This is a genomic window from Kocuria sp. NPDC057446 (assembly GCF_042802875.1).
GTDB lineage: Bacteria > Actinomycetota > Actinomycetes > Actinomycetales > Micrococcaceae > Kocuria.
The window spans coordinates 1-13,604 of record NZ_JBHVDI010000098.1; the positions used below are offsets into that span (position 1 = coordinate 1).

The 13,604-nt window shown below is 73.9% G+C and carries 14 protein-coding genes; 10 read left to right on the forward strand and 4 right to left on the reverse strand.

Features of this window, described 5'->3' with window-relative positions; genetic code table 11:
* Nucleotides 1–45: 45 nt before the first annotated feature.
* Nucleotides 46–567, reverse strand: coding sequence for an Rv3235 family protein (locus ACFU0Y_RS12165; protein WP_380214781.1), 522 nt, complete (start codon nt 565–567; stop codon nt 46–48).
* A gap of 70 nt (nt 568–637) precedes the next feature.
* Nucleotides 638–1,429 (reverse strand): LysM peptidoglycan-binding domain-containing protein, encoded by a 792-nt coding sequence (locus ACFU0Y_RS12170; protein ID WP_380214782.1) that lies wholly within the window; start codon nt 1,427–1,429, stop codon nt 638–640.
* Nucleotides 1,430–1,548: 119 nt separating this feature from the next.
* Here ACFU0Y_RS12170 and ACFU0Y_RS12175 point away from each other — a divergent pair, with 119 nt between their 5' ends.
* Nucleotides 1,549–2,190 carry a hypothetical protein gene (locus ACFU0Y_RS12175; protein WP_380214783.1) on the forward strand — a complete coding sequence of 214 codons (642 nt, stop codon included), beginning with the start codon at nt 1,549–1,551 and terminating at the stop codon, nt 2,188–2,190.
* A gap of 27 nt (nt 2,191–2,217) precedes the next feature.
* Here the strand turns inward: ACFU0Y_RS12175 and ACFU0Y_RS12180 are convergent, their stop codons facing one another.
* Nucleotides 2,218–2,433 carry a helix-turn-helix domain-containing protein gene (locus ACFU0Y_RS12180; RefSeq protein WP_380214784.1) on the reverse strand — a complete coding sequence of 72 codons (216 nt, stop codon included), beginning with the start codon at nt 2,431–2,433 and terminating at the stop codon, nt 2,218–2,220.
* Nucleotides 2,434–2,671: 238 nt separating this feature from the next.
* Here ACFU0Y_RS12180 and ACFU0Y_RS12185 point away from each other — a divergent pair, with 238 nt between their 5' ends.
* Genes ACFU0Y_RS12185 through ACFU0Y_RS12195 form a run of 3 tightly spaced genes read left to right on the forward strand, consistent with a single transcriptional unit; the run spans nt 2,672 to nt 6,297 of the window.
* Nucleotides 2,672–3,325 carry an SAF domain-containing protein gene (locus ACFU0Y_RS12185; RefSeq protein ID WP_380214785.1) on the forward strand — a complete coding sequence of 218 codons (654 nt, stop codon included), beginning with the start codon at nt 2,672–2,674 and terminating at the stop codon, nt 3,323–3,325.
* Nucleotides 3,325–4,695: a CpaE family protein gene (locus tag ACFU0Y_RS12190; RefSeq protein ID WP_380214786.1), complete on the forward strand. Its 1,371-nt coding sequence runs from the start codon at nt 3,325–3,327 to the stop codon at nt 4,693–4,695. The genes ACFU0Y_RS12185 and ACFU0Y_RS12190 overlap by 1 nt, the downstream gene beginning before the upstream one ends.
* 48 nt (nt 4,696–4,743) lie before the next feature.
* Nucleotides 4,744–6,297, forward strand: coding sequence for a sensor histidine kinase (locus ACFU0Y_RS12195; protein ID WP_380214787.1), 1,554 nt, complete (start codon nt 4,744–4,746; stop codon nt 6,295–6,297).
* 73 nt (nt 6,298–6,370) lie between these two features.
* Here the strand turns inward: ACFU0Y_RS12195 and ACFU0Y_RS12200 are convergent, their stop codons facing one another.
* Nucleotides 6,371–6,619, reverse strand: a complete 249-nt coding sequence (locus ACFU0Y_RS12200; protein WP_017833636.1) for a WhiB family transcriptional regulator — start codon at nt 6,617–6,619, stop codon at nt 6,371–6,373.
* Between the two features lie 312 nt (nt 6,620–6,931).
* On the opposite strand from ACFU0Y_RS12200, the gene ACFU0Y_RS12205 reads away from it, so the two are divergent.
* The 6 genes from ACFU0Y_RS12205 (at nt 6,932) to ACFU0Y_RS12230 (ending at nt 13,564) form a co-directional block, all read left to right on the forward strand.
* Nucleotides 6,932–7,330: a hypothetical protein gene (locus tag ACFU0Y_RS12205; protein WP_380214788.1), complete on the forward strand. Its 399-nt coding sequence runs from the start codon at nt 6,932–6,934 to the stop codon at nt 7,328–7,330.
* A gap of 133 nt (nt 7,331–7,463) precedes the next feature.
* Nucleotides 7,464–8,642: a glycosyltransferase family 4 protein gene (locus tag ACFU0Y_RS12210; RefSeq protein WP_380214789.1), complete on the forward strand. Its 1,179-nt coding sequence runs from the start codon at nt 7,464–7,466 to the stop codon at nt 8,640–8,642.
* Nucleotides 8,643–8,746: 104 nt separating this feature from the next.
* Entirely contained in the window at nt 8,747–9,934 is a 1,188-nt protein-coding gene (glf, locus tag ACFU0Y_RS12215) for a UDP-galactopyranose mutase (RefSeq protein ID WP_380214790.1), read from the forward strand.
* The gene (locus tag ACFU0Y_RS12220; protein ID WP_380214791.1) at nt 9,931–11,934 is read left to right on the forward strand and encodes a glycosyltransferase; all 2,004 of its coding nucleotides are present in this window, start codon (nt 9,931–9,933) and stop codon (nt 11,932–11,934) included. Before glf ends, ACFU0Y_RS12220 begins: the two co-directional genes overlap by 4 nt.
* A complete protein-coding gene (locus ACFU0Y_RS12225; RefSeq protein ID WP_380214792.1) occupies nt 11,934–12,794 on the forward strand; it encodes an ABC transporter permease in 861 nt (286 codons plus the stop codon). Before ACFU0Y_RS12220 ends, ACFU0Y_RS12225 begins: the two co-directional genes overlap by 1 nt.
* Before the next feature lie 2 nt (nt 12,795–12,796).
* Complete coding sequence (locus tag ACFU0Y_RS12230) at nt 12,797–13,564, forward strand: ABC transporter ATP-binding protein (RefSeq protein WP_380214794.1); 768 nt, start codon at nt 12,797–12,799, stop codon at nt 13,562–13,564.
* Nucleotides 13,565–13,604: the final 40 nt, after the last annotated feature.

Here is a 13,604-nt window from a genome sequence, read left to right on the forward strand (position 1 = left end):
GCGCACTCCACGGAGTGCGCGGCCCTCGGGGCGCGGCGGGATCGGTCAGCCGACCTCGAGCTGGGTGACGCCCCAGCCCCGGCCCAGTCGCTCCACGCGCATGGCCACGGCCCGGCTGCGCCGTGGTTCGACGATCACCAGGGCCACCTCGTAGACTCCGACGTCCACCCGGCAGACCCGGCACCTGCGCACGTGCGGATTGCGGTGCAGCTCCTGCAGCGCGGCCTTTCCCTCGAACTGCTCCTGGAGCAGGCGGAGCATCTCGGCCCGCTGCTGGAAGCGCTCCACGATCTCCGGGGTGGTCCAGCGGATCAGCTGCGCCGCCGGCCGGCTCCCGCCCAGCACCTCCACGGCCGCCTGGCCGATCGAGCGGGCCAGCGCCGTGACCCGGCCGAGCTCGTCCTCGGCGTCGTGGCCCAGCACGCGCGTGGCGCCCCACGTGTAGCCGCCCGGGGCGGTGGGCGGCGCCGGCCGCACCCGGCGGGCGGGCGGGCCGGCCGCCGGGCGGCGGCGCTCGGGCACGAGCGGACGGGCGACCGGGTCGGGACCGGCGGCGGGAGCGTTCATGGCGGGCCTCCTGGGAACGGTGCTGCGGTGTGTCGGTGGTCGGCTGCCGCGGAGCCGGGGCGCGGGAGGATCAGGGTCCCCCGGGCACGAGCAGCCGCTGTCCCGGCAGGAGCCGGTGCGGCCCGTCCGTGAGCACGTGCCGGTTCAGCTCGTACCAGGCCGGCCACGCGCGGGCGACCTGCTTCTCGGAGGCCTCCGGACCCAGCTGGGCGGCGGCCAGGGACCAGAGGGTGTCCCCGCGCACCACGGTGACGGCCCCGTCCACCGTGCGCTCCGCCACCGGGGAGCCGGCCCGCGCCGGGCAGGGGGCCGGCTCCACCCGGGGCGCAGGGTCGGTTCCGGTGCCCGGACCGCGGTCGTTGCCGGAGCCGGGGCCCGGGGCGGGCTCCGGGGGCTCGGGCGGGGAGGCCGTCGCGTCCGGGACGGTGTCCTGCCCGGCCGGGCCGGGTGTCGACTCCTGCACGGACGTCCCGGTTTCCCAGAACGGGGAGGGCGTGTCGTCGGCCACCGCCCCGGGGGCCGCGAAGAGCTGCAGGCCCAGTGCCGCGGCCGCCGCGCGGCGCAGCAGGGCGGGGGAGCACCGGGCGCAGACCGCCGCCAGCCGCTCCCACCGGTGGCGGCCGGCCAGCACCGCGAGCAGCGCCAGCAGGGCGGAGAGGGTCCAGGCCAGCACCACGGCGCAGCCGATCGTGGCCGCCGCCACCCCGATGAGGACACCGGCGTCCGCGCCTCCGTCGAGGCGGCCGCCCGCATCGACCAGGACGGCGCCGCAGGCCCCGGTGGCCGCGCCCACGGCGGGGACGAGCAGCACCGGCCACATCGGTGCGGCCGGGATGCCCGCGAACTCCGCACTGACCCTCATGTCGCCCTCCGGTCCTCACTGTTGATGATGTTTGATCTTGTTTGTTGCTGTTTGACGTCGTACGGCATTGTTGGCGTCTCTCGGCGGTCGTGTCAAGAAATCCACGGCCGGCGGTGGACATGACGGTCCTTGACGGGTCCGGGGCCGGCGCCTACGTTGAGGCCCTGCGCGACCGGACGGCGGAAGGAGGCCCCGCAGTGCGCTGGGAGCAGCTCTTCGCGGACCTGGAGGCGCAGCTGGCCTCCGCGCACCAGCAGGGACTGGAGGAGGAGGCCGCCGAGCAGGCTCGGGCGGAGTACTCACGGGTGCGTCTGGCCGACCGGCTGCGGCTCCGGCAGGACGAGCCCGTCCGGGCCCTGCTGGCGGGCTCCGTGCCGGTCGAGGGCCGGGTGCGCACGGTGGGCGCCGGGTGGGTCGTGCTGGAGGAGCGGGGGACCGAGCACCTGGTGCCGCTGGCGGCCGTGCTGTGGTGGGAGGGCCTCGGCCGGGGGTGGGCCCCCGGCGACGGGCCGGTGCCCCTGCGACTCGGCCTGGGGCACGCGCTGCGTGCCCTGGCCCGGGCCAGGGCCGGCGTGCGCATCCGGCTCGCCGGGGGTGGACCCATGGGCGAGCTCGACGGAACGGTCGACCGGGTGGGCGCGGACTTCCTCGACCTGGCCCTGCACCCCGACGACGACTACCGCAGGCGGACGAGCGTGACCGCCCTGCGCGCCGTGCCGTTCCCTGCGCTGGTCTGCGTGTCCTCGCTCACCGCGGGATGATCGGTCCGGCCCCGCCGGTGCCGCTGGTCAGTCGAGGGCGCCCGAGCGGACCGCCTCGGCCGTGCGCTCGTACCCCCGGGCGATGTACTCCTCCAACTTGGCGGTCTCGACGCGCCACTGCCCGCGCCCGCCCACCTGAATGGCGGGCAGCTCCCCGCTGCGCACGAGAGACCTCGCCTGCGTCGCCGAGATGTTGAGGATCTCGGCGACGTCCGCCAAGGTCAGGAAGCGCTGCTGCGCCATCCTCCGCCTCCTTGCTCGTCGTTGCTCTCCCGTTCCAGTCTGCCACCGAACGGGCGGAGCGGCTCCTCGTCCACATCCCCCGGCAGCACCGTCCGGCCGGGCCCCGCCGGCGGCCGGACCGGGATTCCTGTCCCCAGTTGTGCACCGACCGGTTCCCGGGCACCGCGTCCGCGGGCAGAATGTGGGCGACGAGCGCGGTCCGCACGGCCGTGCCCAGCAGCGAGAGAGGCGGTCGCCGATGAGCGGCACGGACCGGGGCGCGGACGCCCCGTCGGCCCGGTTCCGGAGACCGACCTGGCGGGATCCGAGGCTGCTCACCGGGCTGCTGCTCGTACTGCTCTCCGTGGCCGGGGTCACCGCCGTGGTCACCGCCACGAACCGGACGGACCCCTATCTGGCGGCCGCCCGGGACATCGAGGTCGGACAGGACGTGACCGGTGACGACGTGGTGACCGTCGACGTCCGGCTGCAGGACGCGGCGGAGCTGTACGTCCCGGCGGACGCGGCCCCCGGTCCGGGCACGGTCGCGACGCAGCGCATCCCCGCGGGCCAGCTCCTCCCGGGGACCGCCCTGGGCACCGCGGACCGGCTGGACCGCAAGCCGGTCGCCGTCCCCGTGGACCACCCGCTGCCCCAGGACGCCGGGGCGGGCTCGCGCGTGGACGTGTGGGTGGCCGCGCAAAAGCCCTCGGGCCGCGGCCACGAACCGGCGCGCCTGCTGCTTCCCGCCGCCGAGATCGCGGGCGTGCAGGCGGAGCAGACCGCCCTCGGCGCGGGCCGAGGCACCGTCGTGCACGTCCTGGTCGAGGAGGAGCCGATGGAGGAGCTCGTGGACGCGCTCGGCAACGACGCCCGGGTCACCCTCGTGTGGAACCCCGCGGGCGGCCGGTGATGGTCCTTCCCGTCATGGCCCTCGGCGTGTCGACGTGGCCGCTGGTCGACGGCATCGAGCGGCTGCACGGACCCGTCACGGTGGTCCGCCGCTGCCTCGACCTCACGGAGCTGCTGGCCGCGGCGCGCGCCGGTCTGGGCCGGGCCGCCCTCGTCGCGGAGGGCGCCGAGGACCTCACGGCCAGTCTGCTGGAGCAGATCCGGCTGGGGGGCGCGGCGCTGCTGGTGCTGGAGGGCCACGACCACCACCGTCTCGCCGCCCTGGGCGCCGTGGTCGTCCCGGAACGGGCGGCCCCCGAGGACGCCGCGCGGCTGGTCGAGGAGGCCGTCGCCGCCGCGGGCGCACCGAGCGTGCTGGGCTACGCCGACGTCGTCACGGCATCCCGGGCCGACCCCACGCCCACCACGGGCCCGCCCGCGACCGGGGCGGAACCGGAGGCCGTGGACGGGCCCGGCGGTGCGGAGCCGCCCGGCCCGCGGCGCGCCGGGCGGATCGTGGCGGTCTGGGGGCCGACAGGGGCGCCGGGCCGGACCACGGTGGCCGTCAACCTCGCCGCCGAGCTCGCGCTCCTGGGGCAGGACACGGCTCTCGTCGACGCGGACACCTACGGGCCGTCGGTGGCCGCGGCCCTCGGGATGCTCGACGAGGCGGCGGGCCTGGCGCAGGCGTGCCGCCTCGCGGACCAGGGGCGGCTGGACGGCGCGGCCCTGCGGCGAACGGCCGCCGACGTGGCCGTCGCCGGACGCACCGTCCGCGTGCTCACCGGGCTGACCCGTCAGGACCGCTGGCCGGAGCTGCGCTCGAGCGCCGTGGCGGCGGTGCTCGAGCGCTCGGCGCAGGAGTTCGGGGCCACGGTGGTGGACTGCGGCTTCGCGCTGGAGTCCGACGAGGAGCTCACCGTGGACACCATGGCCCCCCGCCGGCACGCGGCGGCCCTCACGGTGCTGGAGCGCGCCGACGTCGTGGTGGCGGTGGGCGCCGCGGACACCATCGGCGTCCCGCGACTGGTCAAGGGCCTGCCGGACGTCGCCGCCGCCGCGCCCGGCGCCCGGCTCGTCGTCGCCGTGAACAAGCTGCGCCGCTCGGCGGCGGGACGCTCCCCGGAGCTGGGGATCCGGGAGGCCTGGGCACGGTTCGGCTCCGGCCCGGCGGTCGAGCTGTTCGTGCCCTGGGACCCGGAGACCTGTGACGAGGCGCTCCTGGCGGGAGCCGTCCTGGCCGAGACCGCGGCGGGGTCCCCGGTGCGGGCCGCGCTCCGGGGGCTGGCCGCCGGGGTGCTCGCCGATCCCGAGGAGCCCGCCGAGGACGGGGAGCCGCTCGTGCGCGGTACTAGGCTGGGCGGCAGGATCGGGGCCTGGCTGCGGCGCTGATCGCGGGGCGCCGCCCGGCCCCCGCCACCTGCGACCACCGGAGGCGACGTGGCGTTCACGGAACCGCTCAGGGACACCAAGGACTTCGGGCCCGGGGACTACGAGTGGCTCCACCTGCTCGTGGGGGACTGGCAGCTGATCTCCGACCTCGCCTTCGGAGACCTGATCCTCAGCTTCCCCGCGGACTACATCCCGGCCGCGGGCAGCGGCAACGGCCGCGGCATGCCGGCACCCGCCAGCCCGTTCCGGGTGCTCGCCCACGTGCGGCCCGCGACAGGACCCACCGTCTTCCACAAGGACATGGTCGGCGAGCTGCTGCCCGACGAGCTGACCGGGGCCCTGCGGGCCGCCTGGGTCGGCCGGCGGATCGAGCGGGTGCGCCCGGCCGGGGACGGCCCCGGCTCCTCCGGCCCGGTCAAGGTGGTGCCGCTCGTGCGCAAGGGACGGACGCTCGCCCTGCTCACGCTGCACGCCGGCCGGGCGCCCGGGCAGGTGGTCTCCCGGCAGGAGATCGTCTACCGCGAGACCGCCGACGTGCTGCTGCGGATGGCCAACGAGGGCCTGTGGCCGGACTTCTCCGCGCCGACGGGGTCGCGCCGCGGCGCCCCGCGCGTCGGGGACGGCGCGATCCGGCTCGACGCCGAGGACCGTGTGACCTACGTCTCCCCCAACGCGGAGTCGGCGCTGCGCCGGCTGGGGATCGACGGCGACCTGCTCGGGGAGCGGCTCATGGACCTGGTGCCGCCCGTGCTGGTCCCCGGCGGGGACGCGGACGAGACCCTCGCCCCCGTGCTCAGCGGGCGGACGGCGTGGCGCACCGAGGTGGAGGGCCCGCGCGTGAGCGTCAACTTCCGCTCCGTCCCGCTGCGGGACCGCTCCGGCCGGCTGGGCGCCGTGCTGCTCTGCCGGGACGTCACCGAGCTGCGCCGCCGGGACCTGGAGCTCGTCTCGAAGGACGCGACGGTGCGGGAGATCCACCACCGCGTGAAGAACAACCTGCAGACCGTCTCCGCGCTGCTGCGCCTGCAGGCCCGGCGGATGACGACGGACGAGGCGCGGCACGGGCTGGAGCAGGCCATGCGCCGGGTCGCGACCATCGCGATGGTGCACGAGACGCTCTCCCAGGGCTTCACACAGAACGTGGACTTCGACGAGCTCATCGCCCGGCAGTTCCGGCTGGCGGCGGAGGTGGCCGCGCCCGAGCAGACCGTGCACACCCGGATGATCGGCGAGTTCGGCGAGCTGCCGACCCGCCTGGCGACCCCGCTGGCGCTCGTGATCAACGAGCTCGTCACCAACGCCGTCGAGCACGGGCTGGCCGGGCGGACCGGCACGGTGACGCTGGAGGCGTCCCGGGTGCGGGACGAGGACGACGGCGGCCCGCTGCTGGAGGTCGTGGTCAGCGACGACGGCACGGGGATGGGGGACGTCGTCATCGAGGAGTCCGGGGTGGGGGCGTTCCGCCGGGCGGGCGGGGGCGAGGGGCTCGGGATGCAGATCGTGCGCACCCTCGTGGCGGGCGAGCTCGGGGGCTGGATCCGCTGGGAGCCCCGGCAGGGCGGGGGCACCGACGTGACGGTGTGCGCCCGCCTCGACGACTAGCGCCGCCGCGCTCCGGAGAGCGGCGAGGACCGGGACCCCGTGGGGTTCCCGGTCCTCGGTGCGTGCGGGGCGCTCAGGAGGCGCGGCGGGCGCGGGCGGCCCGGCGCTTCAGGGCGCGGCGCTCGTCCTCGCTCATCCCGCCCCAGACGCCGGCGTCCTGGCCGGACTCGAGGGCCCACTGCAGACAGGTGTCCATCACCGGGCAGCTTCGGCACACGGCCTTGGCCTCCTCGATCTGGAGGAGAGCAGGTCCGGTGTTGCCCACGGGGAAGAACAGCTCGGGATCCTTCTCCAGGCATGCTGCGCGGCTACGCCAATCCATGGTCAGCGATCGCTCCTTTCAAGGGTGGGTCCCGTCAGCGCAGGGCAGAGCGATCCTGCGGCGGCCGCGTCCGGGACAAGAGAAAAGGCCCATTCGCACGGGCCTTGTGAAGAACTGACGTCCACCTTCCCACGCCGGAGGGGAGCGGACAAGGGCTTTGGGGGGCGCGTCACCCCCGGCCCGGTGAGGCGTTGCTCACAGCGTGCCGGGGGCGTGCGGTGCCGCGGCCCGCGCGGCCGGCGCGCACCGGCCGCCGGCGGACTAGGGTGTCGGAGAGCGCCGGGGCCCGCGCCCGGCCGGAAGGAGAGCCCCATGACCACCCCCTCCCGGGACGTCCGGCCGCCCGCGGTGGCGGTCCTGACCGGCGTGGTGCTGCTCGAGGCGCTGGTCCTCGCGGGGGCGGCGCTGCGGCTGGTCTGGTCGCTGCTCTTCGAGGACCCCCTGACGCTGGGCGGGACGATCTTCCTCGTGGCGGTGTTCGGGGGCGGCGCCCTGTGGCTGTTGCGGGTGGGCCGGGGCCTGTGGCGCGGCTTCCGGTGGCCCCGCGCGGCCGCGCTCGTGGTCCAGGTCTTCCTCCTGGTGCTCGCCTACCCCCTGCTCCGGTCGGGTCAGTGGGCGCCCGGGCTGGCGACGGCCGTGCCGGCCGTCGTCGTGCTCGTCCTGCTCTTCCGCCCCGGCGTGCTGGCGTGGACGAGCCGCACCGTGCGGTAGCGGGCCCGGGGCGCGCCCGCCCGGGGCGCCGGTGCCGGGCCAGTACAGTGGTACCGCCCGTGCCCGGCGACGTCGTGCCCGGCCCCCGTGCGTTCCGTCCCCTCCCGTCGAGCAGCTCCGAACAGGTGGTCCCGTGACTCCCCGCCGCATCGTCATCGTCAGCCGCATCTTCGCCCCCGAGCCGGCCGCCGCGTCCTTCCGGCTGCGGGCCCTGGCCCGTGGCCTGACCGAGGCGGGGGCGCAGGTCACGGTCCTCACCACGCGTCCGCCGGCCGGGGCAGAGATCGAGCCGGAGCCCTACCCCGTGCGCCGGTGGCCGGTCCTGCGCGACCGCTACGACTACGTGCGCGGTATCGTCCAGTACCTCAGCTTCGACGTGCCCGTCCTCTTCCGGCTGCTGGCCACCCGCGCCGACCTCGTGGTCAGCGAGCCGCCCCCCACCACGGGGATGGCCGTGCTCGTGTCCTCGTTCCTGCGGGGCCGGCCCTACGTCTGGTACGCCCCGGACATCTGGACGACGGCCGCCGAGAAGATGGACGTCTCCGCGCCGGTGAAGCGGGCCATGCGCGTCATGGAGACCCAGGCCGCCCGGCGCGCCGCGGGGGTGCTCACCGTGTCCGAGGCGATGGGCCGCGAGCTGCAGGCCGTCACCGGGGTGGCGTGGGAGAAGGTTTTCGTGGCGGAGAACGGCATCGACACCGACGTCTTCCGCCCCGACGGCCCCGTGGCCGCTCCCGGCCACCCCTACTTCGTCTACGCCGGGTCGATGTCCGAGTGGCAGGGCGCCGACGTCTTCGTCCGTGCCATGCCCCGCGTCCTCGAGGCCCACCCCGGCGCCCGACTGCGGTTCTTCGGCCGCGGCTCCGACATCGACCGGGTCCAGGAGCTCGCCGAGCGGCTCGCCCCGGGCAGCGTGCTCTTCGAGGGGCTGCGCCCCGCCGCCGAGACCGCCGAGTGGACCCGGGGCGCCGTCGCCGCCCTGGGCGCGGTGCTCCCGGGCATCGGCTACGACTTCACCAAGCCCACCAAGATCTACGCCGCGGCGGCGTGCGGGACGCCGGTCGTCTACGCAGGGGCGGGGGTCGCGGCGCAGCTCGTGCAGGACCACGACCTCGGTGCCGCCGTCGACCACGACGCCGACGCCGTCGCCGGGGCCATGATCGCCGCCCTCGACCGCCGCCTCGACCCGGCGCTGGCCGAGGAGAACGACCGGGAGCGCCGACGGCGGGCCGCGTGGGCGGCCGAGAACGCCTCCCTGGCCGCCTCCGGTCGCCTCGCCGCCGGATGGCTGCTCCAGGGCTTCCCCGACTGATCAGGTACTTTGGTACGCAGCGCACGCCCGGCGCGCCCGTGCCGCCCCCTCACCGGCCGGACGCCGGCCGGGCCCACCCGGACACCAACCCCAGGAGTTAGCCCGTGAACGCAGATCTCGTCGTCGTAGGGTCAGGCCTGTTCGGCCTGACCGTGGCCGAGAGGGCCGCCAACGAGCTGGGCCTCGACGTGGCCATCATCGACCGGCGCCCCCACATCGGGGGCAACGCCTACACGGAGAACGAGCCCCAGACCGGGATCGAGGTGCACCGCTACGGGGCCCACCTGTTCCACACCTCCAACGAGCGGGTCTGGGACTACGTGAACCGGTTCACCGACTTCACGGACTATGTGCACCGGGTCTACACGCGGCACCACGACGAGGTCTTCCCCATGCCGATCAACCTCGGCACGATCAACCAGTTCTTCCGCGCGGCGTACTCGCCGGCGGAGGCGCGGGCGCTGATCCAGGAGCAGGCCGGGGAGCTCGCGGGGACGGACCCGCAGAACCTCAACGACAAGGGCATCCAGCTCATCGGCCGGCCGCTCTACGAGGCGTTCATCAAGCACTACACGGGCAAGCAGTGGCAGACGGACCCCACGGACCTGCCCGCCTCGATCATCAACCGGCTCCCCGTCCGCTACACCTACGACAACCGGTACTTTAACGACAAGTACGAGGGCCTGCCGGTGGACGGCTACACCGCGTGGCTCGAGCGCATGGCCGACCACCCCAGGATCGACGTCCGGCTCGACACCGACTTCTTCGACGACGGCCACGACTACTCCCGCTCGGCCGTCTCCGGGCAGGTCCCGGTCGTGTACACCGGCCCCGTGGACCGGTACTTCGACTACGCGGAGGGCGACCTCTCCTGGCGCACCATCGACCTGGAGCAGGAGGTCCTGCCGATCGAGGACTTCCAGGGCGCCCCGGTGATCAACTACCCGGACCCGGACGTCCCCTTCACCCGGATCCTCGAGTTCCGCCACTTCTATCCGCAGCGCGACTACACCACGGACGCCACCGTGATCATGCGCGAGTTCTCCCGGTTCGCGGACAAGGGCGACGAGCCGTACTACCCGGTCAACACCTCGGTGGACCGCGAGAAGCTGCTGAAGTACCGCGACCTCGCCCGCGGCGAGGACAACGTCCTCTTCGGCGGCCGCCTCGGCACCTACAAGTACCTGGACATGCACATGGCCATCGGGGCCGCGCTGTCCATGGTCGACAACAAGCTCAAGCCCCACTTCACCGGCGGGGCCACCATCGAGAGCGGGGGAGTGGACGCGTGACCGCGACGACCCAGGACACCGACCGGACCGGCACCGGGAGCACCGCCTACCGGGTGCTGCAGGAGCTCGTCTTCCCGGCCAAGGACCGCTTCCCCACCCAGCCGCTCTACCTGGACTCCCGGGCGGACACCGGCACCGCCGCCCAGCAGGAGGACGCCAAGGAGCAGCGGCCCCAGATCGTGGTCAACGTGGCCTCCGACGCCGGGGCCGCCAGCGGCGTGGCGATCCTCGGGCGCACGTCCGTGCGCGTGCCGGCCCGCAGCACCGTGTCCTTCGCCACCTACTTCAACGCGTTCCCGGCCAGCTACTGGCGGCACAACACCCATCTGCGCGAGGTCGTGCTGCGGGTGCGGACCACGGGCCTCGGCTCCGTGAACGTGCACAGCTCGAACGCGCGCGGAGAGTCCGTGCCCGTGTCGGTGCACGAGGTCTCCGGCGCCGACCGGCTGACCGAGGTCGTGCTGCCGCTGACGGCCTTCGCCGACGGCGGGTGGTACTGGTTCGACGCCACCGCAGGGGACCAGGAGCTCGAAGTGCTCGGCGCCCAGTGGCTGGGCGACGGCACGGGCACCGCGGAGGGGACCGTGACCCTCCAGATCACGACCATGAACAAGCCCTCCTACTGCCTGACCAACGCCCGGCTCCTCGACGAGCGGCGCGAACAGCTGCCGCAGGTCGCGCAGGTGGTCATCGTGGACCAGGGCAACCAGAAGGTCGTCGACGAGCCCGGCTTCGACGAGGTCCAGGCGCGCTTCGGCGACCGCCTGCGCGTCATCGACCAGGACAACCTGGGCGGGGCCGGCGGCTTCGCCCGCGGCATGTACGAGGCCGTCCGCGCCGACAGCACCTACGTGCTGCTCATGGACGACGACGTCGAGATCGAGCCGGAGGCCGTGCGCCGGATCAGCGTGTTCGCCGACTTCTGCAAGCGGCCCACCCTGGTCGGAGGGCACATGATCGACCTGCTCAACCCGACGAAGATCCACAACTTCGGCGAAGCCATGGACCCGTACAGCTTCCAGTACGGCCCCGCCGGCGAGGGCGTGGAGATCGGCCACGACTTCCGGCGCAGCAACCTGCGCAGCACGGCGTGGATGCACCGCCGCATCGAGGTCGACTACAACGCGTGGTGGATGTGCCTGATCCCCACGCAGGTGGTCCGCGAGATCGGCCTCGCCCTGCCCGTGTTCATCAAGTGGGACGACGTCGAGTACGGCATCCGCGCCAAGGCCGCCGGCTACCGCACCGTGTCCCTGCCGGGCGTGGCCGTGTGGCACCTGGCCTGGGCGGACAAGGACGACACCATCAGCTGGCAGGCGTACTTCCACAAGCGCAACCAGCTCGTGGCCGCCCTGCTGCACTCCCCGTTCGACCGCGGCGGCGAGGTGCTCGGGCGCAACGGGATCAAGGACCTGCGGCATCTGCTGTCCATGCAGTACTTCGCGGAGGAGGCCCGGGTCCTCGCCCTGCGGGACGTCCTGGCCGGCCCCGAGGCCCTGCACGAGCTGCTGCCCCAGCGGATCCGCGACGTGCGCCGGATGATGACCCAGCACACCGACGCCGTCTACCAGCCGGACCTGGACGCGTACCCCGCGGTCGCCTCGGCCAAGCCGCTCCGGACGCGGCGGCTCTCCGCCCCGCACGGGCTGAAGGTGCTCACCTCCGCGACCACCGCGGTGGTGCGCCACCTCGCCGTGCGCCCGCAGGAGCAGGCCGAGGAGCACCCGCAGGTACACCTGCCCTACCAGGACGCCCGGTGGTGGCGGCTCGCCCGCTACGACAGCGCGCTGGTCTCCGCCTCGGACGGCACCGGCTACACCTGGTACAAGCGCTCCCCGAAGGAGGCCCGCGCCCTGATGGCGGAGTCCCTGAGGCTGCACGCCCAGCTGGCCCTGCGCTGGCCCGAGCTCTCCCGCCGCTACCGCGCCGCGCTGCCCCAGGTCACCTCCATGGAGGCCTGGGAGGCGACCTTCCGCGAGCACTCGGAGATCGGCGCCTGATGCCGGCGGCCACGGTCGTCCGGAGCCCGTCCCCGGGGACGGGGCTGCCGGCGGTGTTCCGGCAGCGGTACCTGCTGAAGCTGCTGGTCGACAAGGAGCTGCAGATCCGCTACCGGGGCACGGTCCTCGGGCTGCTGTGGTCCTACGTCAAGCCGGGGATCCAGTTCGTGGTCTTCTACGTGGCCCTGGGCATCTTCCTGGGCCTCGAGCGGGGGATGGAGAACTATGCCGTGTACCTGTTCTCCGGGATCATCCTGATCAACTTCTTCTCGGAGTCCTTCGGCAACGCGGCGCGCTCGATCGTGGCCAACGCGAGCCTGATCAAGAAGATCTACCTGCCCCGGCAGATGTTCCCGGTGGCGTCCGTGTGGGTCGCCGGCGTGCACCTCATGCCGCAGCTGGTGGTGATGCTCGTGGCCGCCCTGATCGTGGGCTGGTCGCCCACGTGGATCTCCCTGCTGGCCGTGCCGGCGGCGCTGCTGATCGTAGGTCTGCTGGGGGCCGGGCTGGGCATGCTCTTCGGCGCGGCGAACGTGTTCTTCCGCGACGCCGAGAACTTCGTGGACCTCATCGTCATGGTCAGCACCTGGTCCGCCCCGGTGCTCTACGCGTGGACGATGGTCCGCGACGTGCTGGGCCCGGTGTGGTTCGCCGGGTTCATGCTCAACCCCCTGACCGTGGCCGTGGAGCTCTCCCACGCGGCGTTCTGGCTGCCGACCACCACCCCCGGCGCGCACGAGGTGCCGCCCCACCTGTTCTCCCTCTGGACGCCGGTGGCGCTGGCCGTGGTCACGGTCGTCATGGTCCTCGGCGACCTGGTGTTCCGTCGCCTCGAGGGCCGATTCGCGCAGGAGCTGTGACGATGAGCACCGACCGCACCACCCCGCCGGCCGAGCCCGCCGTGGTGGCCGAGCACCTGGCCAAGGAGTTCGCGCTCCGCCACGCCCGCTCCCTCAAGGAGACGGTGATGTGGCTCGCGCGGGGGCGGCGCCAGGACATCTCCAACCGCTTCCGCGCCCTCGAGGACCTGAGCCTGAGCATCCGGCCGGGGGAGAGCGTGGCGCTCGTGGGGCTCAACGGCTCCGGCAAGTCCACCTTCCTCAAGCTGGTCTCCGGCGTGATGAGCCCCGACGGCGGCTCACTGACGGTCAACGGGCGCGTGGCCGGGCTGATCGAGGTCGGCGCGGGCTTCCACCCCGACCTCACCGGCCGCGACAACGTCTATCTCAACGGCGCGATCCTCGGCATGTCCAAGGAGGACATCGACCGGAAGTTCGACCGGATCGTGGCGTTCTCCGAGATCGAGCAGTTCATCGACACCGAGGTCAAGTTCTACTCGTCCGGCATGTACCTGCGCCTGGCCTTCGCCGTGGCGGTGTTCACCGACCCGGACATCTTCATCATCGACGAGATCCTCTCGGTGGGCGACGAGCCCTTCCAGCGCAAGAGCCTGGGCCGGGTCAAAGAGCTCTCGGAGGAGGGCAAGACGCTGCTGGTCGTCAGCCACGACTTCGACGTGGTCCGCAAGGTGTGCGAGCGCGGGGTGTGGATCGAGCACGGCCGGGTCCGCAGCGACGGACCCATCGACGAGGTCATCGAGCAGTTCCGCGCCGCGGAGAACGCCGGCTGACCCCCCGCGACGACGGGCCGCCCGGCTCCTGCTGGAGCGG